Raw genomic sequence first — 25,036 nt, 5'->3', positions numbered from 1 at the left:
CCGTCCCCGCCACTCGGACGTCGGGCAGCCGGGCGCCGGGCGGACCCGGTGGGCGCGGCGGGTCAGCCCCCTGTCGTCGGGGCAGCTCGTGCGGTCAGCTCGTCGGGCCGGCCTCCGGTGGTCGCGAGGAGCGCTTCCGGCGTGATCAGGGCCGTGGATCCGGGTGCTGTGCAGGCGTGGGCTCCGGAGATCGCCCCCAGACGGGCGCAGGTCAGGACGGGCTCGCCGGCGAGGTGGCCGTAGAGGAAGCCGCTGACGTACGCGTCTCCGGCGCCGTTGGTGTCCACGACCGGCGCGTGTGGGGCGACGGCCGGGACGTGGTGCGGGGTCCCGCCACCGTCCCGGCTGAGGACGTACGAGCCCTCCGCGCCCGCCGTCGCCACCACGGTCCGCGCGCGGCCCTCGCGCAGGATCTCCCGCATCAGCGCGGGCGTGCCGTCGCCCGCCCCCGCCGCGCTCAGGAAGACGAGGTCGGAGCGGAGGGCGAACTCCCGGTGGTGCTCCGCCAGGCCGTCCCAGTCGTGCAGGTCCGTGGAGACGGGCACGCCGAGCTCCTCGATGTCGTCGTAGAGGAAGCGTGCGAAGTTCATGATCGAGACGTGGACGTGACGCGCGCCGCGCAGCCGGGGCAGGTAGTGGTCCCTGGGCATGCGCAGGTCCACCGGGTCGCGGCTGTCGTAGAAGGACATCCGGCGTCCGGTGGCGTCGACGAGGTTCACCGCGCGCCGGGTTCCGGCGGGCGAGATCACCGGGTGGAACTCGACGTCCCCGTCGGCCATCCGCCGCCGTACGAGCGTGCCGATCCAGTCGTCGCCCACGCAGTCGAGCAGGGCGACGCGCAGGCCGAGGGCCCGGGCACCGAGGGCCACGTTGCCGCCGGTGTGCCCGGGCCACTCCTCGATCGGCCCGACGTGGACCGAGTCGGCGAGGGGGACGGGCAGGGCGTCGACACGGATGACCGTGTCCACCCCGCTTCCGCCGACCACCACGATGTCGTATCGGTCGTTCTGTGGACTCAACTCTGCCGCCTCTCGGGTCCCGCCGCGCCCAGTATGCGGCGGCGGCCATGGGGCGGAGCAAGGGGCTCGTCAGGAGCACGTATACGGGTCGTCAAAGAGGTCGGGCGGGGTGGGGCGCCGGGCCTACCGTGCGTCCATGGAACCTCCTGAACCCTCGTCGCCCGTCGACGGACATACCCCGATCGCGCACGGCGCCCCGGTCCCGCACGGCGCGTACGCGGCGCACAGCACGCCTGCGGCCCGCGACGCACACCCGATGCCCGAGGCGGGTGAGGTGCAGGACGACGCGTGGGCGGGCGAGACCCGGGCCGCCGCCGGCTGCGCGGCTCTGCTGCTGGCCCTGTCCATGACCATCGACGCTGGTACGGGATCCCTGAGCACGGCTCGCGCGGTGCTCTGGATCGGGGTCGCCGCCCTGTTGTTCGTGATACTCATGCCCTCTCGCGTCTCCGCAGCCCCTGGCCGGCTCACGGTCCGCGGCCTGTGGACCCGGCACACCGTGCGCACCGACCGGCTGCGGTCCGTCCGCTGGTCGAACGGCGTGTCCCAGCGGCTGGTGCTCCGCGACGCGGAGGACAACAGGGCTGAACTCGACCCGCGTGTCCTCATCGCCAACCCGGCGCTCTGGCACCGGGTGGCGGCGGACGCCCGGCTCTCCGCGGCCCAGGGCACCCTCCTGTGCGGCGCGACCGCACTGGACCAGCTCGCCCGGCGCATCGACCGGGAGACGGCCGAGACCGTCTTCAAGGTCTCCGGGCTGCGCTAGGACCCCTGGAGCCTTGGCACGCGCGCCTGCCCCGGGCGCGAGGATCCTGCGCAGGGGTGATCATTCCCCTATGGATGAAAAGCCGGTCGTCGTCGGTGTGGACGGGTCGGAGCACAGCCGACTGGCCCTGACCTGGGCTCTGGGCGCCGCGCAGCGGCTCGACGCGCCCCTGGTCGTCGCCCATGTGCGCTCCGAGGCGCTCCAGCTCGGGGCGGCGCGGATCGCCTCCCTGGGTCCGAGCGCCGCCATCCCCGACACGGTCCTCAACGGCGTGGGCGCCTGGATCGAGGGGCAGGACGCGCGCGTGCCCGTGCGCTACGAGTCCCTGGACGGCACGGTGCCCGACGCCCTCCTCGACCAGGCCCGCTCGGCGCGGCTGCTGGTGGTCGGCTCCCGTGGGCGCGGCGGCTTCGCGAGCCTGCTGCTCGGCTCGGTGAGCCGGTCCCTGGCCACGTCCGCGGCGTGCCCGGTCGTCGTGGTGCCGCACGAGGAGCGCACGGTGCCGGCGCAGGACGGGGCGGAGACGGGCCGGGTGCTCGTGGGGCTCCACCCGGACGAGACCGCGGACGAGGTCCTCGACTTCGCGTTCCACGCCGCCGCGCAACGGGGCGTGGTCCTGGAGGTGGTGACCGCCTATCGGCTGCCGCCCTCACCGGTCCTGATGGTGAGCCCGCCGGCCCCCGCCCTGCAGGTGCCGCCCCCGCTCCCCCTGGACGACGAGACGCCCGAACTCGTCCGGGACACCGCGCGCCTCCAGGAGGAGCGGCTGCGGCCCTTCACGGACCGCTACCCGGACGTCACCGTCTCCCCCGCGGTCGTACCGGCTGACGCGGCCGGGCGGCTCGTGGAGGACTCCCGCAGCGCGGATCTCGTGGTGGTGGGCCGCCACCGGAGGCACCGCGTGGCCTCGCTCCTGATGGGCTCGGTCGCCCATGCCGTCCTGCATCACGCCCACTGCCCGGTCGCGGTCGTTCCGGCGCGCACCACCGACGGGTCCTGAGGCCGCCGCCGCGAACCCGCCCGCGCCACGCCTCAGCTCAGCAGGCTCGAACCGCTCGCTCCGGCCTCAGCTCAGCAGGCTCGGGGCCGCGCGGGCCAGGACGGAGTCGATCCGGTGCCAGGTCTCCTCGTCGCGGGCCACCGCCGGGAGGGTCTCGCCGCGGCCCGCGCCCCACGTCGCGGCGAGGCCGACCGGGTCCTCGCCGGTAGCGGCGGAGGCGGCGAGGGCGGCCGCGCCGAGGGCGACGAGTTCGGTCTCGGCGGGGATCACCAGGGGCCGGCCGGAGAGGCGGCCGATCGTCTCCCGCCAGGCGCGGCCCTGGGCACCGCCGCCGATCAGGCGCAGCGGGCGGTCCCGGACGGCCGGATCGGAGGGGTCGAGTCCGCAGGCGGTGAGGAGGTCGTCGAGGGCGCGCAGCACGGTGAACGCGGCGCCCTCGTAGGCCGCGCCGAGGATCGCACGCGGGGTGGTGGTGTGGCGCAGGCCGGTCACAAGGCCGGTGGCGTGCGGCAGGTCGGGGGTGCGTTCGCCGTCGAGGTAGGGCAGGACGACCACGCCGTCACCGGGGACGGAGTCCTCGCGGTCGAGGCCGAGCAGGCCCGCGAACCGGTCCACGGCCTGTGCGCAGTTGAGGGTGCAGCCGAGGGGGAGGTGGGTGCCGTCGGCGGCGGCGAAACCGGCGAGACCGGGGGCGGCGGGGCGGGTCCGGGTGGCGGCGAAGACGGTGCCCGAGGTGCCGAGGCTGACGACCGGATGGTCGAGGAGTCCCGCGCCGCCGAGGCCCAGGCCGACGGCCGCGGCCATGTTGTCGCCCGTTCCGGCGGCGACGGCGACGCCGGACGGGAGTCCGAGCGCACCGGCGGCCTGCGGGGTGAGCGTGCCGACGGGTGTGGCTCCGCTCGCGGCGACGGTGGGCAGCAGAGCCGTGTCGAGGCCGATGAGGCGGAGGATCTCCGGGTCGTAGGCGTGGTTCGCGGTGTCGTACCAGCAGGTGCCGGAGGCGTCTCCGGGGTCGGTCACGGCGACGCCGCAGAGGCGCTCGGTCAGATAGTCGTGGGGCAGCCGGACGGCCGCGGCGGACTCGGCGACGGACGGCTCGTGGGCGCGCAGCCACTGCCAGGTGGTGGCGGTCATGGACGCGACCGGCACCGAGCCGGTGCGGGCGAGCCACTGTCCGGGCCCGCCGAGCGCCACGGCGAGCCCGGCGGCCTGCGGCGCCGACCGGGTGTCGTTCCAGAGCACGGCCGGGCGGAGCGGGCGGCCGGAGCGGTCGAGGACGACGAGGCCGTGCTGCTGACCAGCCACGGCGATGCCGATGACGCTGCTCGGGGGCGCGGCCGCGGTGGCGAGGGCCTCCGCGACCGCGGCGCGGAGCGCGGACCACCACTGCTCGGGCTCGCTCTCGCGTGCGCCGTCCTCCCCTGTGACCGTGTGCGCGGCCCGTCCGACGGCGCGCACGGAACCGGTGGCCAGGTCCACGACGGCCGCCTTGGTCGACTGCGTGGAGCTGTCCACGCCGATCACGACCGGGGGTGCGGTGCGTGTCGCCGCCATGGGTGTCACCTTTCGTCGAAACCGCGTGACCACTCTGGCGCGGGATTGCCCCGTGCCGTATTAGTTATCTCAGAAAACAAATAGAGGGGCCAGGCCTCGCCACGCCCCTCTTCTCCCCCGTGGACGCGCAGAAGAGGGACAGACCATGACGGAACAGTTCTCCCCCACCCCCGGCGACCGGTTCACCTTCGGCCTGTGGACCGTCGGCTGGCAGGGCCGCGACCCCTTCGGCGAGGCCACCCGTCCGGCCCTCGACCCCGTCGAGTCGGTAGAGCGGCTCGCGGACCTCGGGGCCTACGGCGTCACCTTCCACGACGACGACCTCGTCCCCTTCGGCGCCTCGGAGGGCGAGCGCGAGGCCGTGGTCAAGCGCTTCCGCGCCGCCCTGGAGCGCACCGGCCTGACCGTGCCGATGGCCACCACCAATCTCTTCACGCACCCCGTCTTCAAGGACGGCGCCTTCACCGCCAACGACCGTGACGTGCGGCGCTACGCCCTGCGCAAGACGCTCCGCAACATCGATCTCGCGGTCGAGCTGGGCGCGACCACCTACGTCGCCTGGGGTGGCCGCGAAGGCGCCGAGTCGGGTGCCGCCAAGGACGTCCGGGTGGCTCTGGACCGGATGAAGGAGGCCTTCGACCTCCTCTGTCAGTACGTCACCGAGCAGGGCTATCCGCTGCGTTTCGCGATCGAGCCGAAGCCGAACGAGCCGCGCGGCGACATCCTGCTGCCGACGATCGGGCACGCGCTGGCGTTCATCGAGCGCCTGGAGCGACCCGAACTGGTGGGCGTGAACCCGGAGACCGGCCACGAGCAGATGGCCGGGCTCAACTTCCCGCACGGGATCGCGCAGGCGCTGTGGGCGGGCAAGCTCTTCCACCTCGATCTCAACGGACAGTCCGGCATCAAGTACGACCAGGACTTCCGTTTCGGGGCCGGTGATCTGCGCCAGGCCTTCTGGCTGGTGGACCTGTTGGAGACGGCCGGATACCAGGGTCCTCGGCACTTCGACTTCAAGCCGGTGCGCACGGACGGCTTCGACGGGGTGTGGGAGTCGGCGAGGAACTGCATGCGCAACTACCTGATCCTGAAGGAGCGCGCCGCCGCCTTCCGCGCCGACCCCGAGGTCCAGGAGGCGCTCGCCGCGTCCCGTCTCCCCGAACTCGCCCTGCCCACGGTCCCCGACGGCCTCGCCGGCCTGCTCGCGGACACCGGCGCGTTCGAGGAGTTCGACGTCACGGCGGCGGCCGAACGGTCGATGGCCTTCGAGCGCCTCGACCAACTCGCCCTGGAGCACCTGCTGGGCGTACGCCGCTGACCCCTCGGCCGACGACCGCCCCACGCCCTCGGGGTGATCCACATCACGAGGCCGCGCCGATGAGTTCCCGGTCCGCCTACGGTCTTGTCCACGAGAACACACCGCACCGGAAGGGACACCACCGCCATGACCGAGACCGTCAAGGGCCCCGCGAGCTACTTCCCCTCGATCGAGAAGAAGTACGGCCGTCCCATCGCGGAGTGGAAGGAACTCATCCACGCCTCGCCGCTCACCAAGCACATGGAGTTGGTCGGCTGGCTCAAGACCGAGCACGGCCTGGGTCACGGCCATGCCAACGCCCTCGTCGCCCACACGCTCGCCGAGTCCAAGGACGGCTGACGCGCGACTAGCGGGTGTCGCCCTCCCAGTCCCAGCGGAGGTCGTCGCCCTCCCGGGGGCCGTAACGGGCGTGGCCCCCGGGGCCGTACGCGCCTATCTCCGTGGCGAGGGCGGCGCCCTCGCCCAACTCGGCGCGCGTCCAGCCGGTGACGTCGAGGAGCAACCCGTCCAAGGGGCCGGCCACCAGCTCGCGGTAGTCGCGGCCGGGGCGGGGGCCGGGACTGGGGTCGTCGTGGTCGGCGCCGTACACGCGGCCTCGCATCAGCTCGTCCATACTCCGCAGCATCGCACCGGGCACTGACACTCGCCCCGTCACGGAGGTCCGATCAGGCGCCGACGGCCCCGTCCACGCCCTCGCGCAGGAGGTCCGCGTGGCCGTTGTGGCGTCCGTACTCGAGCAGCACGTGCACCATGACCATCCGGAGCGACACCTCCTCGCCCCAGCGGGGCTGGTACCCGGCCCGGTCGAGGGAGTCGGCCTCGCGTTCGATCCGTCGGGAGTGCTCCACCTCCGCCTCCCAGGCAGTGAAGGCCTCCGCGCGCGTCGAGCGGCTCGCGTCGTACGCGGCCTGGAAGTCGACCCGGTCCGACCAGACCATCGGGGCCTCGCCGTCCTCGAAGACCCGACGGAACCAGGCTCGCTCCACCTCCGCCATGTGCCGGACGAGGCCGAGCAGCGTCAGCGTGGACGGGGGCATCGACCGCTCGCGCAGTTGTTCGTCGTCGAGCCCCTCGCACTTCCTCGCGAGCGTCGCCCGGTGGTAGTCGAGAAAGGCGCGGAGGGTCTCGCGCTCATCGCCGGAACGGGGCGGCGGGACGCGCGGGTCGGCGCTCACGGGCAGGTCTCCTCGTCACGATCCGTCAGGGGCCCCGAACTTACCTCGGTTCCCCGCGGTCGCGCCCCGCGCGCCCGCGCTCTGCCGTGAGGGAGGCGACCAGAACCCCTGCCAGACCCGCCCACACCACCGCCGCGCCACCGCCGGTGGTCGCCCAGCCGACGACGCCGAGCACGGCAGCCACCCCGAGCCCTGTGCCCAGGGCCCGCCGGTCGGTGGCGAAGGCCCAGGCCCGACGCCCCGCTCCGGGCGTGCGCAGCTCCAGCACGGCCGCGCGGCACACCAGCGCCAGGGCGGCGAGCACCGCGGTCATCACGGACGGGTCCATGCACTCTCCCTCCCCGACCATCGTCGCGCAGAGCCCCTCGCACCGCGCGCCCCCGCGCGACGCACGGCACCACGCGCCCTCGGCCACTCCCCCGTCCCGAGATGCGCGGCCCCTTCGCCGGGGAGCATCCTGGCATTGTGACCCCGCACGGCGTGGCCGGACAGGACCCGTCGGCCGAGAACGAAGACGCGCCCGGGAGCGCGGACACCGACGGGAGGCTGCTCGACGCGCTGCCGCTGGTCGTCGCCGAGGCCACGCTGCGGACCATCGAGGCGGTCGGCGGCTACGCGGGATGTGTCTACCTGCGCTCCGGGACACCGGGGCTGCTGCGGATGGCGGTGCTCGCCGGGCTGCCCGGCTCCCTGTTCCGCCCGTGGTGGCGGATGCATGTGAACCGGCCGTTCCCGGTCGCGGAGGCCCACCGGTCAGGCCAGCCGGTGCACCTGGCCGACGTCGAGGAGGCCATGCGGAAGTTTCCGCAGCTCGTGGCCAGCCTGCCGTTCCCCTTCGCGTCCCTGTACGCGCCGATCGTGAGCGGTCGGGAGCGGTTCGGGGTGCTCGTGGTGCTGCGGACGCCCACCCCGGGCGTGCCGGTGAACACCCGGGACCGGAGCCGTCTCGCGCGGGAGGCCCAGCGGCTCGCGGCGGCCCTGAAGGACCTCGCGGACGCCGGTACGACCGTGGAGTGGCCCGAGGAGCCGGTCTGCGTGCAGCTCCCGTCGGGCGGCACGAAGCCGGTGCGGATCGGCACCTTCGACTGGGACCTGAACACCGGCGAGGTCCTCGCCGACGAGGGGTTGCGGGCGATCCTCGGGGACGACGACACCGTCCCCGGCACGATCGAGGCGCTGACGGCGCGGCTCGCCCCCGAGGACGCCTACGCGCTGTGGACGATGGCGCGCCGCGCGGCCGAGTCGGGTTCCCGGGTCGCGCGCCGCATCCGGCTCAAGGGCCCCGACGGCGGGCTGCACCTGCTGGAGGTGTCGGCCCGCGCGACGCCGGGCGGTCGGTCGGGCCGGCTGACCGGCTCCCTGGTCGACCTGGGCACGGGCCTGGTCGGCTCCGACGCCGTCGACCGGCTGCCCCGGGCGATCCTGGCGATCGACCGGCTGGGCCGGGTCACCTATGTGAACCATCTGACCGAGGCGCTCCTGGGCGTCCCGCGTGCCTCCCTCGCCGGGCAGAGCGTCTGGGACGTGCTGCCGTGGCTCGCGCAGCCGGCGCACGAGGAACATCTGCGGTCCGTGCTGCTCTCCGACGAGCCGGTGCACTTCCTGGTGCACGCGGGCGAGAAGGAGTGGCTGTCGGTCTCGCTCTACCCCGGGCACGACGGGGTGACCCTGGTGCTCGTCCCGGAGGGGGACCCCGCCTACGAGCCGGCCTCGGTGTCCCTGCCGGACGTCGGACTCGGTTCTCCCGCGGACAAGGCGTCGGCGCTCTACCGGCCGGTGGCGCTCGCCATCGCCCTCACCGAGGCCGTCACGGCCCGCCAGGTGTCGGCGGTGGTCACCGACGAGCTCCTGCCCGCCTTCGGCGGCCGGCAGCTGGCGATCTACCTGTTGAGCGACCGGCATCTGTATCTGGCGTGGGAGACCGGGTTCCCGCCCGGGTTCCTGGAGCCGTTCGACGGGGTGGGGCTCGATGCCCGGATGCCGGGCGTCGAGGCGCTCACCACCGGTCGCCCGCTCTTCTACGAGTCGATGGAGCAGATGAGCCGGGCGTACCCGGGGCTCCCGCTGGACGCGGTGTCCGGAGCGCGGGCCTTCCTGCCGCTGATCGCCTCGGGCCGGCCGGTCGGTTCGTGCATCCTCGGTTTCGACCGGCCGCGCGGTTTCAGCCCGGAGGAGCGCACCGTCCTGACGGCGCTCGCCGGGCTGATCGCCCAGGCACTGGAGCGGGCCCGCCGGTACGACAGCGAGGCCGCGCTCGCCCGCGGGCTCCAGGACGCGCTGCTGCCCGCCCGGCTGCCGGTGCGCGACCACGTCGACACAGTGGCGCGCTATCTGCCGGGTACGCAGGGCATGGACGTGGGCGGCGACTGGTACGACGTCGTCGAGACCAAGCGGGGGCTGCTGGCGCTGGTGTGCGGCGACGTCCAGGGCCACGGGGTCGCGGCGGCGGCGACGATGGGGCAACTGCGCAGCGCGGTACGGGCCTTCGCGCTCGGCGGCCATGCTCCGGAGGAGGTGCTGAAGGGCACGAACCGGCTGCTGATCGATCTCGACCCCGGCCAGTTCGCGAGCTGCTGCTACGTGGTGCTCGACCCGGCGACGGGCATCGCCGAGGCCGTGCGCGCGGGCCATCCGCAGCCGCTGCTGCGGCGCCCGGACGGGACGGCGGAGATCCTGGAGCTGCCGGGAGGCCTGGTACTCGGGATCGACGCGGACGCCACGTATCCGGTGACCGAGCTGCGGCTGGATCCCGGCGCGGTGCTCGCGCTGTACACGGACGGTCTGGTGGAGCGGCCCGGGCGGGACATCGACGAGGGGGTCGAGTGGCTGCGCCGTACGTTCTCCGGGACGGGGTCGATCCCGCTGACGGAGACCGCGGACCGGCTGATCCGGGACGCCCGGCAGGCCAGTGACCGGCCGGACGACATCGCCCTGCTGCTCGCGGCCCGTTGGACGGAGTGACCGCGCTCACCCGGTCGGCCGCGTGGCGCTGGTCGGCGGGGCCGCGCCCGGGGAGGCTGGGGCCATCGGACAGGCATCCCGAGGAGGACGTGTGCAGCAGGACAAGCAGCCGGAGTACGGTCCCGTGGTCTTCCGTGACCGCTCGGCCGGGTTCGCCTTCCTGACCCGGTCGACGGCGACGAGCGAGCAGACCATCGAGTGGGACGACGGCAACACGTATCCGGTGGTCGACGTCGAGATCTCCTCCGAGAGCCACCCGTTCTACACGGGCAAGGCACGGACGGTGGACGCCGAGGGCCGGATCGCGAAGTTCGAGCGGCGCTTCGGGGAGGAGTCGCCCTCCTGAAACGGCCGACCGCCCCCGTGCCGTGGCGACGGGGGCGGTCGTGCGGAGGGGTGCTGCTCAGCCCTCGATGACGCCGGACTCGGCGATGGAGATCTTGGCGCTGGTGCGGCCGGAGGCCGAGCCGAGGCCCTCGATCTTCTTGACCAGGTCCTGGCCCTCGACGACCTCGCCGAAGACGACGTGCTTGCCGTCCAGCCAGTCGGTCACGATGGTCGTGATGAAGAACTGGGAGCCGTTGGTGTTGCGGCCCGCGTTGGCCATGGACAGCAGGTACGGCCGGTCGTGCTTCAGCTTGAAGTTCTCGTCCTCGAACTTCTCGCCGTAGATGCTCTTGCCACCGGTGCCGTCGCCCCGGGTGAAGTCGCCGCCCTGGAGCATGAACGCCGGGATGACGCGGTGGAACGAGGAACCGGCGTAGCCGAAGCCGTGCTTGCCGGTGGCAAGCTCACGGAAGTTCGTGGCCGTCTTGGGAACGACCTCGTCGAACAGCTGGAAGACGATCCGACCTGCGGGCTCGTCGTTGATCGTGATGTCGAAGTACACGTTGTTGCTCATGAGGACATCCTGTCATTCCCCCTCAGACCGCGCGCGCACGGGCTGCCCGTCCGGGGGTCAGGCCACCCCGCCGATGTCCGGCGTCTGGGGGAGCGCCTCGCCGACCAGCGGCACGGCCCCGTCCACGAGCGGAGTGATCGGGTTGTCGTTCTGCAGGAGCCCGGTGGGTCCTGCCGCGCTGTGGTCGGCGGCCGAGGCGTGGGGCGGCGGGGTCACGAGGGCCGTGACGACACCGGCGGCGAGGGAGGCGATGGCGAGCATGCTGCGCTTCTTCATGCCCTGGTCAACTGTTGAGACGCTCCGGGGTTACGGCCTCCGCGTCGGGTGATCGGATTCGCCGGGAGCGCGGGCCACACGCGCGTGCGCCCCGGAGCGGTCCACCGCGCGCGTGGGGCCCGTACACGGGCCGTCCCAGGACGCCCCCGCGCGCGGCCGCTCGCCGGGCACGCTCAGAGGTCGATGCCCGTCTCCACGTACACCGTCGTGCCGGACCGCCGGGCGCCGTCGATCTCGGCGAGCCGGGCGAAGTTCCTCGGTGTCATCTCCCGCTCCCACTCGGCCATGGTCCGCACGCGGAACTCGCTGTGCTCCTCGGGGTCGAGGACGACGCCGGCGAGCTGCTCGTCCGTCAGGACACCGCCGTCGAAGACGAAGCCGATGTGGTTGGCCGGCCAGTCGTGGCCCCGGTCGGAGACGAAGTGGGTGCCGAGGAGCTTCGGTTCGCCCCGGAAGACGATCCCGGTCTCCTCGTGGCACTCGCGGACGGCCGTCTGCCAGGGGGTCTCCCCCGGGTCCATGTTGCCGCCGGGCCACTGCCAGAGCTCGGTGGAGTAGGTGGCGCGCAGCTGGAAGGGCCGGCCCGCGGTGTCGGTGAAGTACAGGCAGGCGTACGCCGTCGCCCTCGGCAGCGTCGCGATGTACTCGGCGGGCGGCAGCCAGGTGTTCGCCATGGGTCGGCTCTCCTTCGACGGGGCGGTTGGAGCCTCCATCCAACCGGGCGGGCGTGCCCGGCCCCGCCCGCGACGATCATGTCCACCGGATCGTGTGATCACGGGGTCACGAATCCGAAGCCGCCCCGGATCGCGGGCCGTCGCCGGGCAGTTCGGCCGGGAGCCGGTCGATGCGGCGCAGGACCAGGTGCTCGTGGATCAGGCGCCCGACGAGGGCGCCGCCGTAGACCACGAAGCCGACGCCGACGAGCCAGGACTGGAGGACGAGGACGGTGCCGAACGGGCCGTAGGTGACCGCGTTGGAGGCGATCAGCGGGGAGAACACGAACTGGGAGAAGATGCGCAGCCCGAACAGGCCCAGGGCCGTGCACAGCGCCCCCGGGGCCAGCGCGCGCCAGCGGATCCGGCCGCAGAGGAGGAAGCGCTGCGACCACCAGAAGAAGAGGAAGGCGCCGGCGACGTCGGCGACGGCCACGGCGAAGGTCACGACGGTCGAGGTCTCGGAGGGGACGGGGGCAGCGACGAAGAGGAGGAGGGCGGCGACCAGGACGGCGAGCCAGACGACGTGGCGCCACATGGTGTGCCAGCGGGCGGTGGGCAGGTCCCAGACCCGTTCGTAGCCGGTCTGGACGGCGGACCCGAAGGTGACGCCGAACGCGGCGAGGGCGGCCAGGCCGAAGGCGGTGGTGCGCTGCAGCGCCTCCCCCGGCGTGCCGAAGAGCATCTCGACCTCCTCCTGCGACACCTCCGAGACACCGAGCCCCTGGATGAGCCAGCGGGCGAAGCCGGCGCCGCTGGCGAGGTCGGCGGCGGCGACGACGATCAGCAGCGGCACGAGGGTGAGGAGGCTGAGCGCCGCGAAGCCCATCGCGCGGTGCATGAGCTCCACCTCGCGGCCTCGGTTCCAGGCGAGTCCGACGACGGACGTGAGGACGGCCCGGTGGAGCCTCTGGAACCAGTGGCCGTGCTCGGCGGGGGCACCGTCGTGGGGCGCACCGGAAGTGGGGGGCATGCCACGGGGAGTACCCGCCCAGGCGGTGGGACACCTCCCGCATGCCGCCGAACGGGGGCGCCGGCCGTCGTGGACAGGGTGTGCCGGGGAGGTCTAGCGTCGATCTTCGCGTCGGTGCGCGGCGCGGGTGTCGGGAGTGAACCTCAGGCTCAGCCTCAGGGTGAGGCTCGTGTGGAGGTCGAGGGTCGGCCCGGCGAGGGCTTCGTTGCGAGGAGTGGAGTGGGCATGAAGCGGTCACGCACGGTCGAGTGGGAGGACGCCTCCGCCACCGCGAAGGCGGCGGGGACGATGGCGGGGCTCGACTTCCTGCGGGAGATCGTGGCCGGGCAGCTGCCGCCCGCCCCGCTCGGCTCCCTGCTTGGCTTCGCGTTGGAGGAGGTCGAGGACGGCCGGGCGGTCTTCGGTTTCGAACCGGCCGAGCAGCACTACAACCCGATCGGCAGCGTGCACGGCGGCGTGTACGCCACGCTGCTCGACTCGGCCGCCGGGTGCGCCGTGCACTCGACGCTCCCGCACGGCATGGCATACACCTCGCTCGACCTGTCGACCCGCTTCCTGCGCCCGATCACGGTGGACACGGGCAAGGTCCGCGCGATCGGCACGGTCATCAGCCGGGGGCGGCGCACGGCGCTCGCAGAGGCGGGGCTCTACGACTCCTCGGACCGGCTCCTGGGGCATGCCACGAGCACGTGCATGCTGTTCCCTACGGAGTGACGGGCGCTCAGATCCGAGCGGAGGCGAGGCAGGAGCGCGTGCAGCCGTCCGGCGCCGTGTCCGGGTGGCCGGTGGAGGCCTGCAGCGCGGCGCTCACGAGCGTCGCGAGCAGGTCGATGTCGGAGCCCATGTCGAGCCGGACGGTCACCCAGCCGGAGCCCGCGCGCAGGCGGACGGCGCTCGACCCGAGGAGCGCCGGGCGCAGCTTGGCGATCATGGCGCGGGTGAGGTGGACGTCCGCCTCGTGCTCGCCGTGGAAGTGCACGATGTCGTGCGTCGCGGTACGCAGACCGAGCTCGGCGCCGCACTGGGCGCGGCCGGGGGCCAGCGAGGGCCAGCTCATCAGACGTTCACTGGCGTGCCGGGCGGTGTTCATACCCAGGAGCGTGCCGGGAGTGCGCGCCGTGCACAAGCGCCTTGCGCGATTAATCGCTCCGAGGCGCGAAACAGGCCCGCCCGCGGTGACGCGGGGCGCCTACACCGCCCCAAAAGCCCCTTGCGCGACGGAGGGTGGGGGTCCCGGCGCCACGAGCGGCCGGAGCGCGGGCCGTTGACCGGTTCACCGGGCGTTCACCGGTCGACGGGGCGTTCGCGGATCCGGGCGGCGAGGACGGCGACGTCGTCCTCGGCGTGGTGGGCGTCGAGCCGCTGCAGGACCTCCTCGACGAGTTCCTCGGGTCCGGATCCCGGGTGCACCCGAAGGGAGGACAGCCGGGCGAGGGAGACGTCGATGTCCTCGCCGCGCCGCTCGACCAGGCCGTCGGTGAACAGGACGAGCGTGTCGGCGGGGGCGAGCGCCCGGGTGACGGGTTCGTAGCCGCCGACACCGGTGCCCAGGGGCGGGCCTACGGGGAGTTCGACGAGTTCGGCGGAGCCGTCCGCCGAGAAGACGGCGGGCGGCAGATGGCCGGCGCTGGCGAAGGTGGCGGAGCCGCGCGCCGGATCGACCTGGACGAGCAGGCAGGTGGCGGGGCGCAGCCCGCCGTCGTCGGCGACGACGGAGTCGAGCTGTCGGAGCACGCGGTGCGGCGGCAGGTCGGTGGAGGCCACGTCGCGCAGCGCGGTCCGGTACGCGTTCATGTCGACGGCGGCGTCGAGGCCGTGGCCCATCACGTCGCCGACGACGAGCAGGCTGCGGCCGAAGTGGAGCCGTACGCTCTCGAACCAGTCGCCGCCCACCAGGGTTCGTGCGCCGACCGGCAGATAGCGGCCGGCGACCTCCAGGTTCGGGTGCGGGCGGCCCGGCTCGGCGACCAGGGCCTGCTGGAGATGGAAGGCGGTCCGCTCGGTGGCGGCGAGGCGGCGGGCGTGGCTCAGGTGGGCGGCGGCGAGCCGCGCCGCGTCGCGGACCGTGGCGGTCGCGTGCTCGCCGAGGGGGTCGGCCCGGGCGCTCACGGCGCGCACGTGCCCGATCGCCCGCCCCTGGGACTCCAGGGGCGCGACCACCACCTGGACGGGGATGCCGCCGGGGGCCATGTCGGCGTACGTGAGGGGCGCGGCGGCCTCGTGGGCGGGATCGGCCGGGTCGACCAGCTTCGGGTCGCCGGCCACCGCTACGCGCACCCGGCCGGGCCCGTCCTCGGGGCGGACGTCCACGGCCGCGGCGTCGAAGCCGTGTCGGCAGAGGAACCGGGCCAGGTCCTCACAGACGCCCTGCTCGTCGGGGTGCGCTCCGATCTCCTGGATCGCGTCCGTCACGGCTCTCAGCCGGGCCTGGACCGCCACGTGCTCTTCGACCAGGGAGGCCTGTTCCCCCGCTCGCTCCGACAAGACACCTCCACCGCCGCCTCGGCCCCGAGCAGCGCACACATCCATTGGACCAGCGGGGCGCCCGGTCCGCCCGCCACACCGGCCGGACCAGGAGCCCATCACATTCCGTCACCCCGTAGCCAGATCTTTGCGCCCCACGCTACGCCGCGACGACACTCCCGTCCGATCTTCACGAAATCCCCCGTGAGCTTGGCCGCACTCGCGGTCCGGACGGTTGTGGAGCGAGACGGGAGCTGATCCAGTACGTACATGGCTACTAGCCAGTACAGGATGTCGAGGCTCCGGGGGAGACAACGATGACGACCGGGTACTTCAGCTCCGTCGAGGACGTGGCGGAGCGGCTTGCCGCCACCGGCTACCTGGCCTCGCCCGCCGTCGCGACCACCGTCTTCCTCGCCGACCGGCTGGGCAAGCCGCTGCTCGTGGAGGGCCCGGCCGGGGTCGGCAAGACCCAGCTGGCGAAGGCCGTCGCCGAGGTCGCCGGCGCCCGGCTCGTTCGGCTCCAGTGCTACGAGGGCGTGGACGAGTCCCGTGCCCTGTACGAGTGGAACCACGCCAAGCAACTGCTGCGGATCACGGCGGGGCGCGACGAGACCTGGGACGAGACCCGCACGGACATCTTCAGCGAGGAGTTCCTGCTCCCCCGGCCGCTCCTCACCGCCATCCGCTCCGCCGAGCCGACCGTGCTGCTCGTCGACGAGATGGACAAGGCGGACATCGAGGTGGAGGGGCTCCTGCTGGAGGTGCTGAGCGACTTCCAGATCTCCGTCCCCGAGCTGGGCACGATCACCGCGACCCGGCGCCCCTTCGTCGTCCTCACTTCCAACGCGGGCCGCGAGCTGTCCGAGGCCCTGCGCCGCCGCTGCCTCTTCCTGCACATCGGCTTCCCCGAGGAGGAGCTGGAGCGCCGGATCGTGTCCTCGAAGGTTCCGGGGCTCGGCGCGGCGCTGACGGCGTCGGTCGTCCGGGTGGTCGGCGCGCTGCGCGCGATGGACCTGCGCAAGGCGCCCTCGGTGGCGGAGACCGTCGACTGGGCCCGTACCCTGCTCGCGCTCGGCGCGGACGCACTGGACGAGACGGTGGTCCGCGACAGTCTGGGCGTGATCCTCAAGCATCAGGACGACATCCAGAAGGCGGCCGCCAAGCTCGACCTGGACGCGGTGTGACCACGCCCGCGGACGGGGTGGCGGACCGGCTCACCGGTCTGGTGCGCGCGCTGCGCGCGCACGGTCTGTCGATCGGCACCGGCGAGAGCGTGGACGCCGGGCACGCCCTGGAGGCGGTGGGGTTCGCGGACCGGGAGCGGATCCGCGAGGCGCTCGCGGCGACGCTGCTCCACGCGGCGGGGCACCGGCCGCTCTTCGACCGGGTCTTCGACCTGTACTTCCCGCTGACCCCGGCGCACCTCGACGGCGATGCGCACTCCCCGGACGGCGATCCGTCCACACCGGACAGCGCGGGGGCGTTCGACACGGGCTCCTTGCGGGAGCGGCTCGCGGCGGCCCTGGCCGCCGACGACGGCTCGGCGCTGACGCGGCTCGCTGGCGAGGCGGTCGGCGGTCTCGGCGGCTACGGCACCGCGCCGGGCTCGGACGGCTGGTCCTCGTACCAGACGCTCGCCCGGCTGCGCCCCGAGACGCTGCTCGCCCGGGTGCGAGTCATGCTCCGGGAGGCCGGTGGCGGGGAAGAGGCGTTCACCGACCGGCTGACGGACGACGAGATCCGGCGGCGTATCGAGGCCTTCCGCGAACGGGTACGGACGGATGCCAGGCGCCGGGTCGCCGAGCGGCAGGGCCGGGACCGGGTCGCCCGGCGCGCGGTGGCCGGCACAGCCGACACGGTCGACTTCCTGCTCGCGGGCCGGGCCCAGCTCGACGAGCTGCGCACGACGGTACGGCCGCTGGCGCGCAAGCTCGCGACCCGGCTCGCGGCCCGGCGTCGGCGCGCCGCGCGCGGGCGGATCGATCTGCGGCGCACGCTGCGGGGCTCGCTGTCCACCGGTGGCGTCCCGATGCGGCCGGTGCTGCGGCGCCGGCGACCCGCCCGCCCCGAACTCGTCCTGCTGTGTGACGTGTCGGGTTCGGTCGCGGGGTTCGCGAGCTTCACGATGCTCCTGGTGCAGGCGCTGCACGACCAGTTCAGCCGGGTGCGGGTGTTCGCCTTCGTCAACCGGGTCGACGAGGTGACGGACCTGATCGCGCGGGGCGCGGCGGACCCGACCGGTCTCGGCGCGCGCATCCTCGAGGAGGCGGTGGTGACGGGCTGGCACGGGCAGAGCGACTACGGAACGGCCCTGGGCGAGTTCGTGGAGCGGTACGCGGACGCCGTCGGCCCGCGCACGGCCGTGTTCGTCCTGGGCGACGCGCGGACGAACATGAGCGACCCCAACCTTCCGGCGCTCAAGGCGATCGCCGACCGGGCCCGCCGCGTCCACTGGCTCAACCCCGAGCAGCCCGCTCTGTGGTCGACGGGTGACTCGGTCGCCCTCGCCTACGCCGAACTGGTCGACATGCGCCCCTGCCGCGACGCGCGGCAGCTCGGCGCGCTGATCGGCCGCCTGCTGCCCGTGTGACGCCGCCTGGCGGCTCCCCGGTGCCGGCCCGACCATGGAGGCAGTGCGCGCGGGCGGCAGGGAGACGGGCGGTGAGGCGTGATGGCACGGGTGACGGTGGACGGCGCCGACATCGTGGTCCGGCTGACCGCGCGCGAGCGGCTCGCCGCGCGCCGTGGGCCCGTCCGTGTGCCGGTGAGCGCCCTGCGCGAGGTGCGGGTCGAGCCGGACTGGTGGCGGGCGCTGCGCGGGCGGCGCGGACGGGGGTTGTGGATCCCCGACCGGCTGTGCGTGGGCGTCCGCGTCTTGCCGGACGGCCGGGACTTCGCCGTGGTGAAGCCCGGCACGCCCGTGGTCTGCGTCGAACTCCGCGGTGACGCGCCCTTCCGTCGGCTGGCCGTTTCCGACCCCGATCCGGAACGGGTGCTCAAGGATCTGCGCCCGCACGTCCCCACGGATCTGCTGGGGTGAGGCGCTGGTGACTGCTCCCGCCGATCAGCTGGGGGTGACGTTCTCGGCCTGGGGGCCCTTCGGGCCCTGCACGACGTCGAACGCGACCTTCTGGCCCTCGGCGAGCTCGCGGTAGCCGGTGCTGGCGATGGCCGAGTAGTGGACGAACACGTCCGGGCCTCCGCCGTCCTGCTCGATGAAGCCGAAGCCCTTCTCCGCGTTGAACCACTTGACTGTTCCGGTTGCCATGACGAGCTCCTCGGCTCTGGACTACACCTCCATGGTCTCTCGGCTCGGGCGGGAAGTCCCGGCGGGTAGCGTGGCGGCCATGGAACTCATCGGAGACATCGCCGCCGACCGGCCCCTGCTCGTCCTCGCCGTCAAGGAGGAGGCGCAGTTCCTCGACACGGATCTGCCGGTCCTGCTGACCGGCATGGGGAAGGTCAACGCGGCGACCGCGCTCGCCACCGCGCTGGGGCGCGGCCCGCGCCCGTCCGGTGTCGTCAACCTGGGGACCGCGGGTGCGCTGCGTCCGGGCTGGACCGGGACCCATGTGGTCGGCACGGTCATCCAGCACGATCTGGACGGCGAACTGCTCGCCACGCTGACGGGCGAGACGTACGGGGCGCCGGTCTTCCTGCCGGACGGCGGCGAGGTGACCCTGGCCACCGGCGACGCCTTCATCTCCGACGAGGCCGCCCGGGCCCGGCTCGCCACGCGCGCCGCGCTGGTCGACATGGAGGGCTACGCCCTCGCGACCGCGGCCGGACTGGCCGGGGTGCCGATCCGGATCGTCAAGCATGTGAGCGACGAGGCGGGCGACGGCGCGGCCAGGACCTGGCGGGAGTCCGTGGCGGAGTGCGCGCGGGCGCTCGCGGAATGGGCGCAGGAGAACACTCCGTACCGCTCGTGAACGGTACGGAGCGGTCAGGGGCGAGGCGCGGCCGTGGGTGACGCCGCCGGGCCGAAGCGCCGGCGGTAGGCGGACGGGGAGAGGCCGGTCTCGCGGTTCATCAAGGCGCGCAGATGGGCGGCGGTGCCGAGGCCGCTGGCGCGGGCGACGACGTCGAAGCGGGTCTCGCCGCGTTCGATCAGCCGGCAGGCGAGCGTCACCCGCTCGCCGGTGAGCCAGGCCAGTGGCGTGGTGCCGAGCTGGGCGCGGAAGCGGCGGTGCAGCGTGGCCGGGCTGACGGCCGCCCGGGCCGCGAGGTCGGCCACGGTGAGCGGCGAGCCGAGGCGTTCCTGGGCCCAGGCGAGCAGCGGGGCGAGGGACTCGTCAGGGATCTCGGGGACCGGCCGCTCGACGAACTGCCGCTGCCCGCCGTCCCGGTGGGCGGCGAAGACGAGGCGTCGGCTCACGGCGTTGGCGGCCTCGGCGCCGTGGTCGCGGCGGACGACGTGGAGCCCGAGGTCCAGCGCCGCGGCGCTGCCGGCGGCGGTGAGGATGTCTCCGTCGTCGACGAACAGGACGTCCGGTTCGAGGTGTACGGAGGGGAAGCGGGCGCGGAAGGCGTCGGCCCACTGCCAGTGGGCGGTGGCGCGCCGCCCGTCGAGCACGCCGGCCTCGGCCAGGGTGAAGGCGCCGCTGCAGAAGCCGATCAGCCGTGCTCCGCGTGCGTGGGCTCGGCGGACGGCGTCGAGCACGGCGCGGCGGCGGGGCACCTCGACGTCCGGCCGGTTGGGGACGATGAGGGTGTCGGCGGTGTCGGCCGCGTCGAGTCCGGCGACGCCGGTGAGGGTGAAGAAACCGTCGCGCATGAGGGTGCGGGGCTCGGGCGAGCAGAGCCGGAAGTCGTACAGGTCGCGTCCGAGCTCGGGCCGGCGCAGGCCGAAGACCTCGGTGGCACAGCCCAGTTCGAAGGGGTTGGAGTTCTCGTCGACGATGACGACGACGCGGTGCGCTCCCTGCTGCGAGGATCCTTGCGACATATGCTATTTCTAGCACTCACGCCGGGGGGCGGGCACGACGCACGATGGCCGCATGACCCAGAACCCCGCTGTGACCAGCGCTTCCTCCGTCCCTGTCGCCCTCGCCACCGCGTTCGCGTCCTTCGACGACCTGTGGAGCCCGCGCATCCTGACGCGCGTGAACGACTACGACGTGCGCGTGGCGAAGGTCGCGGGCGAGCACGTGTGGCACGCCCATGACGACACGGACGAGTTCTTCCTGGTGATCGAGGGCGAGCTGCGGATCGCGCTGCGCGAGGACGGCACGGAACGGACGGTGTCGCTCCCCCCGGGGCTCGGCCTTCACCGTCCCCAAGGGCGTGGAGCACCGCCCGTACGCCCCCTCCGGTGCGTCCCTGCTCCTCTTCGAGCCGACGGGCACGCTCACGGTCGGCGACCGGCACGACGCCGTCCCCGACCACGTGGACGCGACGACGGGCCACGCGCTGGAGGTGTGAGCCCGAGCCGCCGGTGCGCGGCGCGGGCGCACGCCGCGCCTTGGCCGTCGCGGACGACACTCCTTGCCCTGATTTCCACGTTTCGGACCGGTGGCTCCCGTGCCCACGCGCGCGTGGCCGCCGGCCGTCCTCGCCGCTTGGCCGATGCCGGGACCATCCTGGAGGCATGGGCACCGTCCAGCGGCCGCTCCACGGCTCGGGTGGTGCGCCCGTGCGCCCCCGATGAGGACATGAGCGCCGGGTCGCGTTCCGCGCACGATGCCCACCTGGGGCCTTGGAGGGAGGCGGGACGCATGAGCGAGTCCGGCACAGGGTGGTCCGGCACGGGAGGCGGGGACCGCACCGGGGGCGGAGACGGCACGGGGGGAAAGACCCGCTTCGAGGACATCTACGACCGGCCCGACCCGCGGGCGTACTTCCGGCGGCTCGCGCCGCTGGAGTACGAGATCCCGCAGCGGGCCCGGCCGGCCTTCCGGCGCGCGGCGGCCGAGCGGGACGGCGGGACGGTGCTCGACCTGTGCTGCTCGTACGGGATCAACGCGGCCCTGCTGAACCACGACGTCACGCTGGCCGAGCTGTACGCGCGGTACACCGACCCCGCGGTGAGCTCCCTGACGTCGGCCGAACTCGCCGTGCGGGACAAGGAGTTCTACGCCTCGCGGCGCCGGCGCGACGCCGCCCCGGTCATCGGGCTCGACGTCGCGGACAACGCCGTGCGGTACGCACGCGCGGTCGGGCTCCTGGACGACGCCTTCGCGGAGAACCTGGAGGAGGGCGCGCAACCGAGCCCGAGGCTGCGCGCGGCCATGGCCGACGTAGGCCTGATCACGCTGACCGGGGGCGGCAGCTATCTCACCCGGCGCACCTTCGACGCGCTCCTCGGCTGGGCGGGGCGACCGCTGCGGGTGAGCGCGTTCGTGCTGCGGACGGTGTCGTACCGCCCGATCGCCGACTGCCTGGCCACGCACGGTCTGCGCACCGACCACGATCCTTCACGGACCTACCCGCAGCGGCTGTTCACCGACCCGGGCGAGCAGGGCTTCGCGGTGGAGGCCGTGCGGGCCCTCGGCGCGGACCCGACGGGCCGTGAGGCGGCGGGCCGCTTCCACACGGTGCTCTACGAGTCGGTCCCGGCGGACTGAGCCGGCGGACAGGGCCTGTCCGGCGGATCAGGATCGGACGGGCCCTTAGGAGCGGCGTACGACGAGCATGGCGGCTACGTCGTCGTCGACGCCATGGGCGCCGTAGGCGTCCAGTTCGCGGTGGAGCAGGGTGGGGACGCGCTCGCCGGGCTCGTCCACCCACCGGCTCATCCGCTCCTCCAGCGGGTAGAAGGTGCCGTTCCGGTCGCGGGTCTCGCTCACCCCGTCGGTGTACAGGAGCAGCCGGTCCCCCGGCACGAAGGGAATCTCCTCGACGTGGTGGCGGGCGACGAGGAGCCCCGAGAGGTTGACCGGCAGGGACGGGTCGGCGAAGGGGACGAACCGCACCCGGCCGCCGTGCTGGAGCAGCGGCGCCGGATGCCCGCAGCTGAGGAGGCGGGCGACGGCTCCGTCGTCGGGGATCTCGACGAGCACGACGGTGGCGAAGCGTTCGGCCGCGTCCGTGTCGGGGTCCCAGGCGCCGTAGCGGCCGAGGCCCTCCTCCAGGCGGTCCGCCAGGGCGGGCAGGTCGGGGGCGTCGTTGACGGCAGCCCGGAAGGAGCCGAGCAGGACGGACGCGGTCTCCACGGCACCGAGCCCCTTGCCCTGGACGTCGCCGAGCATCAGACGTACGGCTCCGGGCACCTGCACGGCCTCGTAGAAGTCGCCGCCGATGCGGGCCTTGGCGGCGGCCGCGACATAGAGCAGATGGAGGTCGACGGGGCCGAGCCGGGGCGCGAGGGGGCGCAGCACGACGCGCTGGACGACCTCCGCGACGGCGGTGACCTCGCGCAGGTCGCGTTCGTAGCGCGTCCTGGCCCTGCTGACCCAGGCGGCGACCGCGGTCACCACCCCGAGCGCCGACTCGTTCGTGGTGATGTCGGGGACGAAGGGATCGCCGCTGGCCGTCCCCAGGAGCGCGGCGAGCACCATGGCGACCACGCCGATGACGACGGTCCCCCGGACGCTCCAGGTGACGGCGGCGAGGGCCGGCGCGGCGGCCAGGAGCCGGTCGTAGCGCTCCTCGTTCGCGGACACGAGGTCGGCTACCACCGTCAGGACCATGACCAGGATCGGCAGCGCCCGGCCGACGCCGATCTGCGCGCGCGAGCGGCGCAGGGTGGGGCCGCCGGGCTCACGGGAGGTCATTGCGCGATCGTACGAGGACACAACGGCGCTGCCTCGGTGGCGCCGCCGCGCTGGCGTGTCAGGACACGGGAGCGGGTACCTCGGGGGACGTCGCGGCCGGCTCGCGGCCGGGCAGGCCGAGCGCCGCGCCGGCGCCGAGGGCGGCGACGGCGGCCAGGGCCAGGAACGTGGCGCCCGTCGCGGGGACGAGGCCGGCGGGCGCGGCGACGGTCATCAGCAGGGTCGCGGCGGCGACACCGAGCGCGGGGCCCACGTTCATGGCGGTCTGCTGGAGCCCGCCGGCCACGCCCGCGTCGGCCACCGGTGCGCGGTGCACGACGACGGCGGTCGCCGTGGTCATGACCGTGCCGAAGCCGGCGCCGAGCAGGGCGAAGCAGACACCGGTCGGCAGCGCCCCGACCGTCTCGCCGAGACGGGAGAGCAGGAGCACGCCGAGGGCGAGCAGGGCGGCTCCCGCGACCGTCGTGCGGCGCGGCCCGAAGCGACGCTGCAGCACGGCGGCGGCGGGCGCGCCGAGCACCATCAGCACGGCCAGCGGCAGTACCCACAGGCCGCAGGTCAGCGGGTCGAGGCCGCGGACGTCCTGCAGCAGATACGTCGCCACGAACAGGGCGCCGAACAGCGCGGCCGACGAGGCCAGCAGGGTCGCGAGTCCCGCCAGGACGGGCCGGGACCGCAGGAGCGCGGGCGGGAGCAGCGGACGGGCGGCGCGCCGCTCGTGCCGCGCGAGGACCGCCCCGGCCGTCACGGCGGCGGCGAGGACGAGGGTGGTGGTCGGACTCAGGCCCGACTCGGGGACCGCGACGAGCACATGGACCAGGCCGGCGAGCGTGGCGGCGAGGAGCAGGGCCCCGGGCAGGTCGAGCGAAGGGACGCCGGAGGCCACCGAGCGGGGATGCGGCGGATCGTCGGGGGCGGCCGCGTCCTCCGTGGTCCGCGGGGTCGCGGTGACGGCGGCCAGGACGGCGACGGCGAGGGCGGGCACGGCCGTCAGGACGAAGACCGAGCGCCAGCCCCAGGTTGTGACGAGGGCGCCGCCCACGAGCGGGCCCGCGGCTGCCGCGAGGCCGATCGCGCTCATGCGGACGGCGATCGGCATGGCGAGGCGGTCGGGCGGGAAGGCCGCGCGGAGCATGCCCAGGGTGGCCGGCTGGAGGAGCGCCCCCGCCACCCCCTGGAGGACCCGTAGGGCGATCACCCAGCCGATCCCCGGGGCGAGGGCGATCGCGGCCGAGGTCGCCGCGAAGCCGAGGGTGCCGACGACGAAGAGCCGGCGGTGCCCGTACGTGTCGCCCAGCCGGCCGGCGAAGACGAGGAGGCTCGCCACCGCGACGAGATACCCGGTGCTGGTCCACTGGACCTGGCCGAAGTCCGCGCCCAGATCGCGCTGGAGCGTGGGGAGGGCCATCGTCAGGACCGTCCCGTCGAGGGCCACGACGGCCGCGCCCAGAACGCTGCAGGCGAGGGTCGCCCGCCGTCGCCCTATCACCGTGCGCCCTCCGCCGGGCCGAGGTGCGCGTCGAGGACGGCCCGCAGGAGCGGTTCCACGTCGTCCGTGCGCAGGGCGAGCCGCAGGCTCCCCCAGGCCCGGAGCTGGGCGATGCCGTGCAGGTTCGCCCAGAGGGCGGCAGCGACGACGGCCGGTTCCTCCTCGGCCTCCGGGCGGGCGCGGGCGGCGAGCCGGGCCAGGAGCTCGAAGAGCGGCAGGCTCGACTCGCGCAGCCCGAGCCGGCCACTCTCCAGCAGGTCGTGCCGGAACATCAGCTCGTACATCCCGCGCCGCCTCGACGCGAAGTCGAGGTGGACCCGGGCGAGGGCGTCGAGCTGAGCCCGCGCGCCGGCCCGCCCCTCCGCCTCCTCCCCCACCGCGGCCGCCACCCGGTCCGCGAGCTCCCCGAAGCCCTCGCGAGCGATGGCCGACAGCAGGTCGAGGTGGGCCGGGAAGTACCGGCGCGGGGCTCCGTGGGAGACCCCGGCGCGCCGGGCGATCTCCCGCAGGGACAGCGCCTGCGCGCCTTCCGCGTGCACCAGCTCGACCCCGGCGTCGACCAGCCGGTCGCGCACCCCGGCCTCGTGCCCGCTCTCCGTCTCCGTCTCCGGCATCCCCTGCGTCTGCTCCGCCATGGACACTGTCTACCAGGCAGACGTAGACACTGTCTACGAAGATCGACACGACTCCCCGCTACACTGTTCGACAGC

At 74.0% G+C, this 25,036-nt stretch carries 28 protein-coding genes and 1 pseudogene; 13 read left to right on the top strand and 16 right to left on the bottom strand.

Features of this window, described 5'->3' with window-relative positions; genetic code table 11:
• Positions 1-62: 62 nt before the first annotated feature.
• Positions 63-1,019 carry a carbohydrate kinase family protein gene (locus tag ACF09C_RS29705; RefSeq protein ID WP_392095909.1) on the bottom strand — a complete coding sequence of 319 codons (957 nt, stop codon included), beginning with the start codon at positions 1,017-1,019 and terminating at the stop codon, positions 63-65.
• A 136-nt stretch (positions 1,020-1,155) separates the two neighbouring features.
• On the opposite strand from ACF09C_RS29705, the gene ACF09C_RS29700 reads away from it, so the two are divergent.
• A complete protein-coding gene (locus tag ACF09C_RS29700) occupies positions 1,156-1,785 on the top strand; it encodes a hypothetical protein (RefSeq protein ID WP_392095908.1) in 630 nt (209 codons plus the stop codon).
• Positions 1,786-1,855: 70 nt separating this feature from the next.
• A complete protein-coding gene (locus ACF09C_RS29695) occupies positions 1,856-2,785 on the top strand; it encodes a universal stress protein (protein ID WP_392095907.1) in 930 nt (309 codons plus the stop codon).
• A 66-nt stretch (positions 2,786-2,851) separates the two neighbouring features.
• Here the strand turns inward: ACF09C_RS29695 and xylB are convergent, their stop codons facing one another.
• Entirely contained in the window at positions 2,852-4,339 is a 1,488-nt protein-coding gene (xylB, locus tag ACF09C_RS29690; protein WP_392095905.1) for a xylulokinase, read from the bottom strand.
• A gap of 145 nt (positions 4,340-4,484) precedes the next feature.
• Between xylB and xylA the strand changes: the two genes are divergently transcribed.
• Together xylA and ACF09C_RS29680 are read left to right on the top strand one after the other, a co-directional pair.
• Complete coding sequence (gene xylA / locus ACF09C_RS29685) at positions 4,485-5,657, top strand: xylose isomerase (RefSeq protein ID WP_392095903.1); 1,173 nt, start codon at positions 4,485-4,487, stop codon at positions 5,655-5,657.
• A gap of 126 nt (positions 5,658-5,783) precedes the next feature.
• Complete coding sequence (locus ACF09C_RS29680) at positions 5,784-5,996, top strand: DUF4287 domain-containing protein (RefSeq protein WP_392095901.1); 213 nt, start codon at positions 5,784-5,786, stop codon at positions 5,994-5,996.
• 7 nt (positions 5,997-6,003) lie between these two features.
• On the opposite strand, the gene ACF09C_RS29675 is transcribed toward ACF09C_RS29680, so the two are convergent.
• From ACF09C_RS29675 to ACF09C_RS29665, 3 genes are read right to left on the bottom strand one after another with little or no spacing between them, the layout of a single operon-like run.
• The gene (locus ACF09C_RS29675; protein WP_392095900.1) at positions 6,004-6,270 is read right to left on the bottom strand and encodes a hypothetical protein; all 267 of its coding nucleotides are present in this window, start codon (positions 6,268-6,270) and stop codon (positions 6,004-6,006) included.
• A 52-nt stretch (positions 6,271-6,322) separates the two neighbouring features.
• Entirely contained in the window at positions 6,323-6,832 is a 510-nt protein-coding gene (locus ACF09C_RS29670) for a DinB family protein (RefSeq protein ID WP_392095898.1), read from the bottom strand.
• A 40-nt stretch (positions 6,833-6,872) separates the two neighbouring features.
• Complete coding sequence (locus tag ACF09C_RS29665) at positions 6,873-7,160, bottom strand: hypothetical protein (RefSeq protein ID WP_392095896.1); 288 nt, start codon at positions 7,158-7,160, stop codon at positions 6,873-6,875.
• A gap of 137 nt (positions 7,161-7,297) precedes the next feature.
• On the opposite strand from ACF09C_RS29665, the gene ACF09C_RS29660 reads away from it, so the two are divergent.
• Positions 7,298-9,793, top strand: a complete 2,496-nt coding sequence (locus ACF09C_RS29660) for a SpoIIE family protein phosphatase (RefSeq protein WP_392095894.1) — start codon at positions 7,298-7,300, stop codon at positions 9,791-9,793.
• Between the two features lie 91 nt (positions 9,794-9,884).
• Positions 9,885-10,139: a type B 50S ribosomal protein L31 gene (locus ACF09C_RS29655; RefSeq protein ID WP_362008853.1), complete on the top strand. Its 255-nt coding sequence runs from the start codon at positions 9,885-9,887 to the stop codon at positions 10,137-10,139.
• A 57-nt stretch (positions 10,140-10,196) separates the two neighbouring features.
• Here the strand turns inward: ACF09C_RS29655 and ACF09C_RS29650 are convergent, their stop codons facing one another.
• The 4 genes from ACF09C_RS29650 to ACF09C_RS29635 all read right to left on the bottom strand — a co-directional run bounded on the left by ACF09C_RS29650 (position 10,197) and on the right by ACF09C_RS29635 (position 12,656).
• Positions 10,197-10,694 (bottom strand): peptidylprolyl isomerase, encoded by a 498-nt coding sequence (locus ACF09C_RS29650; protein WP_392095892.1) that lies wholly within the window; start codon positions 10,692-10,694, stop codon positions 10,197-10,199.
• Between the two features lie 57 nt (positions 10,695-10,751).
• Complete coding sequence (locus tag ACF09C_RS29645; protein WP_392095890.1) at positions 10,752-10,970, bottom strand: hypothetical protein; 219 nt, start codon at positions 10,968-10,970, stop codon at positions 10,752-10,754.
• Positions 10,971-11,143: 173 nt separating this feature from the next.
• Positions 11,144-11,644, bottom strand: coding sequence for an NUDIX domain-containing protein (locus ACF09C_RS29640; protein ID WP_392095889.1), 501 nt, complete (start codon positions 11,642-11,644; stop codon positions 11,144-11,146).
• A gap of 106 nt (positions 11,645-11,750) precedes the next feature.
• Positions 11,751-12,656, bottom strand: a complete 906-nt coding sequence (locus tag ACF09C_RS29635; RefSeq protein WP_392095888.1) for a YhjD/YihY/BrkB family envelope integrity protein — start codon at positions 12,654-12,656, stop codon at positions 11,751-11,753.
• Between the two features lie 225 nt (positions 12,657-12,881).
• Between ACF09C_RS29635 and ACF09C_RS29630 the strand changes: the two genes are divergently transcribed.
• Positions 12,882-13,370, top strand: coding sequence for a PaaI family thioesterase (locus ACF09C_RS29630; RefSeq protein WP_392095887.1), 489 nt, complete (start codon positions 12,882-12,884; stop codon positions 13,368-13,370).
• A 7-nt stretch (positions 13,371-13,377) separates the two neighbouring features.
• On the opposite strand, the gene ACF09C_RS29625 is transcribed toward ACF09C_RS29630, so the two are convergent.
• Both ACF09C_RS29625 and ACF09C_RS29620 read right to left on the bottom strand, forming a co-directional pair.
• A complete protein-coding gene (locus ACF09C_RS29625) occupies positions 13,378-13,746 on the bottom strand; it encodes a luciferase family protein (protein WP_392095885.1) in 369 nt (122 codons plus the stop codon).
• A 194-nt stretch (positions 13,747-13,940) separates the two neighbouring features.
• Positions 13,941-15,140, bottom strand: a complete 1,200-nt coding sequence (locus tag ACF09C_RS29620; protein WP_392095883.1) for a PP2C family protein-serine/threonine phosphatase — start codon at positions 15,138-15,140, stop codon at positions 13,941-13,943.
• Between the two features lie 296 nt (positions 15,141-15,436).
• Here ACF09C_RS29620 and ACF09C_RS29615 point away from each other — a divergent pair, with 296 nt between their 5' ends.
• The 3 genes from ACF09C_RS29615 (at position 15,437) to ACF09C_RS29605 (ending at position 18,162) form a co-directional block, all read left to right on the top strand.
• The gene (locus ACF09C_RS29615; RefSeq protein WP_392095882.1) at positions 15,437-16,306 is read left to right on the top strand and encodes an AAA family ATPase; all 870 of its coding nucleotides are present in this window, start codon (positions 15,437-15,439) and stop codon (positions 16,304-16,306) included.
• Positions 16,303-17,712, top strand: a complete 1,410-nt coding sequence (locus ACF09C_RS29610) for a VWA domain-containing protein (RefSeq protein ID WP_392095880.1) — start codon at positions 16,303-16,305, stop codon at positions 17,710-17,712. The genes ACF09C_RS29615 and ACF09C_RS29610 overlap by 4 nt, the downstream gene beginning before the upstream one ends.
• Positions 17,713-17,793: 81 nt before the next feature.
• Positions 17,794-18,162 (top strand): hypothetical protein, encoded by a 369-nt coding sequence (locus tag ACF09C_RS29605; RefSeq protein ID WP_392095878.1) that lies wholly within the window; start codon positions 17,794-17,796, stop codon positions 18,160-18,162.
• 24 nt (positions 18,163-18,186) lie between these two features.
• Here ACF09C_RS29605 and ACF09C_RS29600 read toward each other — a convergent pair whose 3' ends face one another.
• Positions 18,187-18,390: a cold-shock protein gene (locus tag ACF09C_RS29600; protein WP_362008885.1), complete on the bottom strand. Its 204-nt coding sequence runs from the start codon at positions 18,388-18,390 to the stop codon at positions 18,187-18,189.
• A 79-nt stretch (positions 18,391-18,469) separates the two neighbouring features.
• Here ACF09C_RS29600 and ACF09C_RS29595 point away from each other — a divergent pair, with 79 nt between their 5' ends.
• Positions 18,470-19,054: a nucleosidase gene (locus ACF09C_RS29595; protein ID WP_392095877.1), complete on the top strand. Its 585-nt coding sequence runs from the start codon at positions 18,470-18,472 to the stop codon at positions 19,052-19,054.
• A gap of 14 nt (positions 19,055-19,068) precedes the next feature.
• On the opposite strand, the gene ACF09C_RS29590 is transcribed toward ACF09C_RS29595, so the two are convergent.
• The gene (locus ACF09C_RS29590) at positions 19,069-20,070 is read right to left on the bottom strand and encodes a GlxA family transcriptional regulator (protein WP_392095875.1); all 1,002 of its coding nucleotides are present in this window, start codon (positions 20,068-20,070) and stop codon (positions 19,069-19,071) included.
• A 52-nt stretch (positions 20,071-20,122) separates the two neighbouring features.
• Between ACF09C_RS29590 and ACF09C_RS29585 the strand changes: the two are divergent.
• Positions 20,123-20,546, top strand: a pseudogene (locus tag ACF09C_RS29585) (cupin domain-containing protein).
• Positions 20,547-20,839: 293 nt separating this feature from the next.
• Entirely contained in the window at positions 20,840-21,688 is an 849-nt protein-coding gene (locus tag ACF09C_RS29580) for a hypothetical protein (RefSeq protein ID WP_392095874.1), read from the top strand.
• Positions 21,689-21,733: 45 nt separating this feature from the next.
• Here the strand turns inward: ACF09C_RS29580 and ACF09C_RS29575 are convergent, their stop codons facing one another.
• Genes ACF09C_RS29575 through ACF09C_RS29565 form a run of 3 tightly spaced genes read right to left on the bottom strand, consistent with a single transcriptional unit; the run spans position 21,734 to position 24,961 of the window.
• A complete protein-coding gene (locus tag ACF09C_RS29575) occupies positions 21,734-22,837 on the bottom strand; it encodes a PP2C family protein-serine/threonine phosphatase (protein WP_392095872.1) in 1,104 nt (367 codons plus the stop codon).
• 58 nt (positions 22,838-22,895) lie between these two features.
• Complete coding sequence (locus tag ACF09C_RS29570; protein WP_392095870.1) at positions 22,896-24,326, bottom strand: MFS transporter; 1,431 nt, start codon at positions 24,324-24,326, stop codon at positions 22,896-22,898.
• The gene (locus ACF09C_RS29565; protein WP_392095868.1) at positions 24,323-24,961 is read right to left on the bottom strand and encodes a TetR/AcrR family transcriptional regulator; all 639 of its coding nucleotides are present in this window, start codon (positions 24,959-24,961) and stop codon (positions 24,323-24,325) included. The genes ACF09C_RS29570 and ACF09C_RS29565 overlap by 4 nt, the downstream gene beginning before the upstream one ends.
• Positions 24,962-25,036 lie beyond the last annotated feature (75 nt).

Source organism: Streptomyces sp. NPDC014870, from assembly GCF_043081505.1.
In the GTDB taxonomy this organism is placed as follows: Bacteria; Actinomycetota; Actinomycetes; order Streptomycetales; family Streptomycetaceae; genus Streptomyces.
The sequence above is the reverse complement of the archived record's forward strand: the minus strand, read 5'-3'. Positions and strand labels throughout refer to the sequence as shown.

What these genes read in the sequence shown, in the direction of transcription:
- ACF09C_RS29700 (WP_392095908.1), top strand. Translation starts at nt 1,156, where the DNA reads ATGGAACCTCCTGAACCCTCGTCGCCCGTCGACGGACATACCCCGATC.
- ACF09C_RS29695 (WP_392095907.1), top strand. Translation starts at nt 1,856, where the DNA reads ATGGATGAAAAGCCGGTCGTCGTCGGTGTGGACGGGTCGGAGCACAGC.
- xylB (WP_392095905.1), bottom strand. Translation starts at nt 4,339, where the DNA reads ATGGCGGCGACACGCACCGCACCCCCGGTCGTGATCGGCGTGGACAGC.
- xylA (WP_392095903.1), top strand. Translation starts at nt 4,485, where the DNA reads ATGACGGAACAGTTCTCCCCCACCCCCGGCGACCGGTTCACCTTCGGC.
- ACF09C_RS29680 (WP_392095901.1), top strand. Translation starts at nt 5,784, where the DNA reads ATGACCGAGACCGTCAAGGGCCCCGCGAGCTACTTCCCCTCGATCGAG.
- ACF09C_RS29675 (WP_392095900.1), bottom strand. Translation starts at nt 6,270, where the DNA reads ATGGACGAGCTGATGCGAGGCCGCGTGTACGGCGCCGACCACGACGAC.
- ACF09C_RS29665 (WP_392095896.1), bottom strand. Translation starts at nt 7,160, where the DNA reads ATGGACCCGTCCGTGATGACCGCGGTGCTCGCCGCCCTGGCGCTGGTG.
- ACF09C_RS29650 (WP_392095892.1), bottom strand. Translation starts at nt 10,694, where the DNA reads ATGAGCAACAACGTGTACTTCGACATCACGATCAACGACGAGCCCGCA.
- ACF09C_RS29645 (WP_392095890.1), bottom strand. Translation starts at nt 10,970, where the DNA reads ATGAAGAAGCGCAGCATGCTCGCCATCGCCTCCCTCGCCGCCGGTGTC.
- ACF09C_RS29640 (WP_392095889.1), bottom strand. Translation starts at nt 11,644, where the DNA reads ATGGCGAACACCTGGCTGCCGCCCGCCGAGTACATCGCGACGCTGCCG.
- ACF09C_RS29635 (WP_392095888.1), bottom strand. Translation starts at nt 12,656, where the DNA reads ATGCCCCCCACTTCCGGTGCGCCCCACGACGGTGCCCCCGCCGAGCAC.
- ACF09C_RS29630 (WP_392095887.1), top strand. Translation starts at nt 12,882, where the DNA reads ATGAAGCGGTCACGCACGGTCGAGTGGGAGGACGCCTCCGCCACCGCG.
- ACF09C_RS29625 (WP_392095885.1), bottom strand. Translation starts at nt 13,746, where the DNA reads ATGAACACCGCCCGGCACGCCAGTGAACGTCTGATGAGCTGGCCCTCG.
- ACF09C_RS29615 (WP_392095882.1), top strand. Translation starts at nt 15,437, where the DNA reads ATGACGACCGGGTACTTCAGCTCCGTCGAGGACGTGGCGGAGCGGCTT.
- ACF09C_RS29605 (WP_392095878.1), top strand. Translation starts at nt 17,794, where the DNA reads ATGGCACGGGTGACGGTGGACGGCGCCGACATCGTGGTCCGGCTGACC.
- ACF09C_RS29600 (WP_362008885.1), bottom strand. Translation starts at nt 18,390, where the DNA reads ATGGCAACCGGAACAGTCAAGTGGTTCAACGCGGAGAAGGGCTTCGGC.
- ACF09C_RS29595 (WP_392095877.1), top strand. Translation starts at nt 18,470, where the DNA reads ATGGAACTCATCGGAGACATCGCCGCCGACCGGCCCCTGCTCGTCCTC.
- ACF09C_RS29590 (WP_392095875.1), bottom strand. Translation starts at nt 20,070, where the DNA reads ATGTCGCAAGGATCCTCGCAGCAGGGAGCGCACCGCGTCGTCGTCATC.
- ACF09C_RS29580 (WP_392095874.1), top strand. Translation starts at nt 20,840, where the DNA reads ATGAGCGAGTCCGGCACAGGGTGGTCCGGCACGGGAGGCGGGGACCGC.
- ACF09C_RS29575 (WP_392095872.1), bottom strand. Translation starts at nt 22,837, where the DNA reads ATGACCTCCCGTGAGCCCGGCGGCCCCACCCTGCGCCGCTCGCGCGCG.
- ACF09C_RS29565 (WP_392095868.1), bottom strand. Translation starts at nt 24,961, where the DNA reads ATGGCGGAGCAGACGCAGGGGATGCCGGAGACGGAGACGGAGAGCGGG.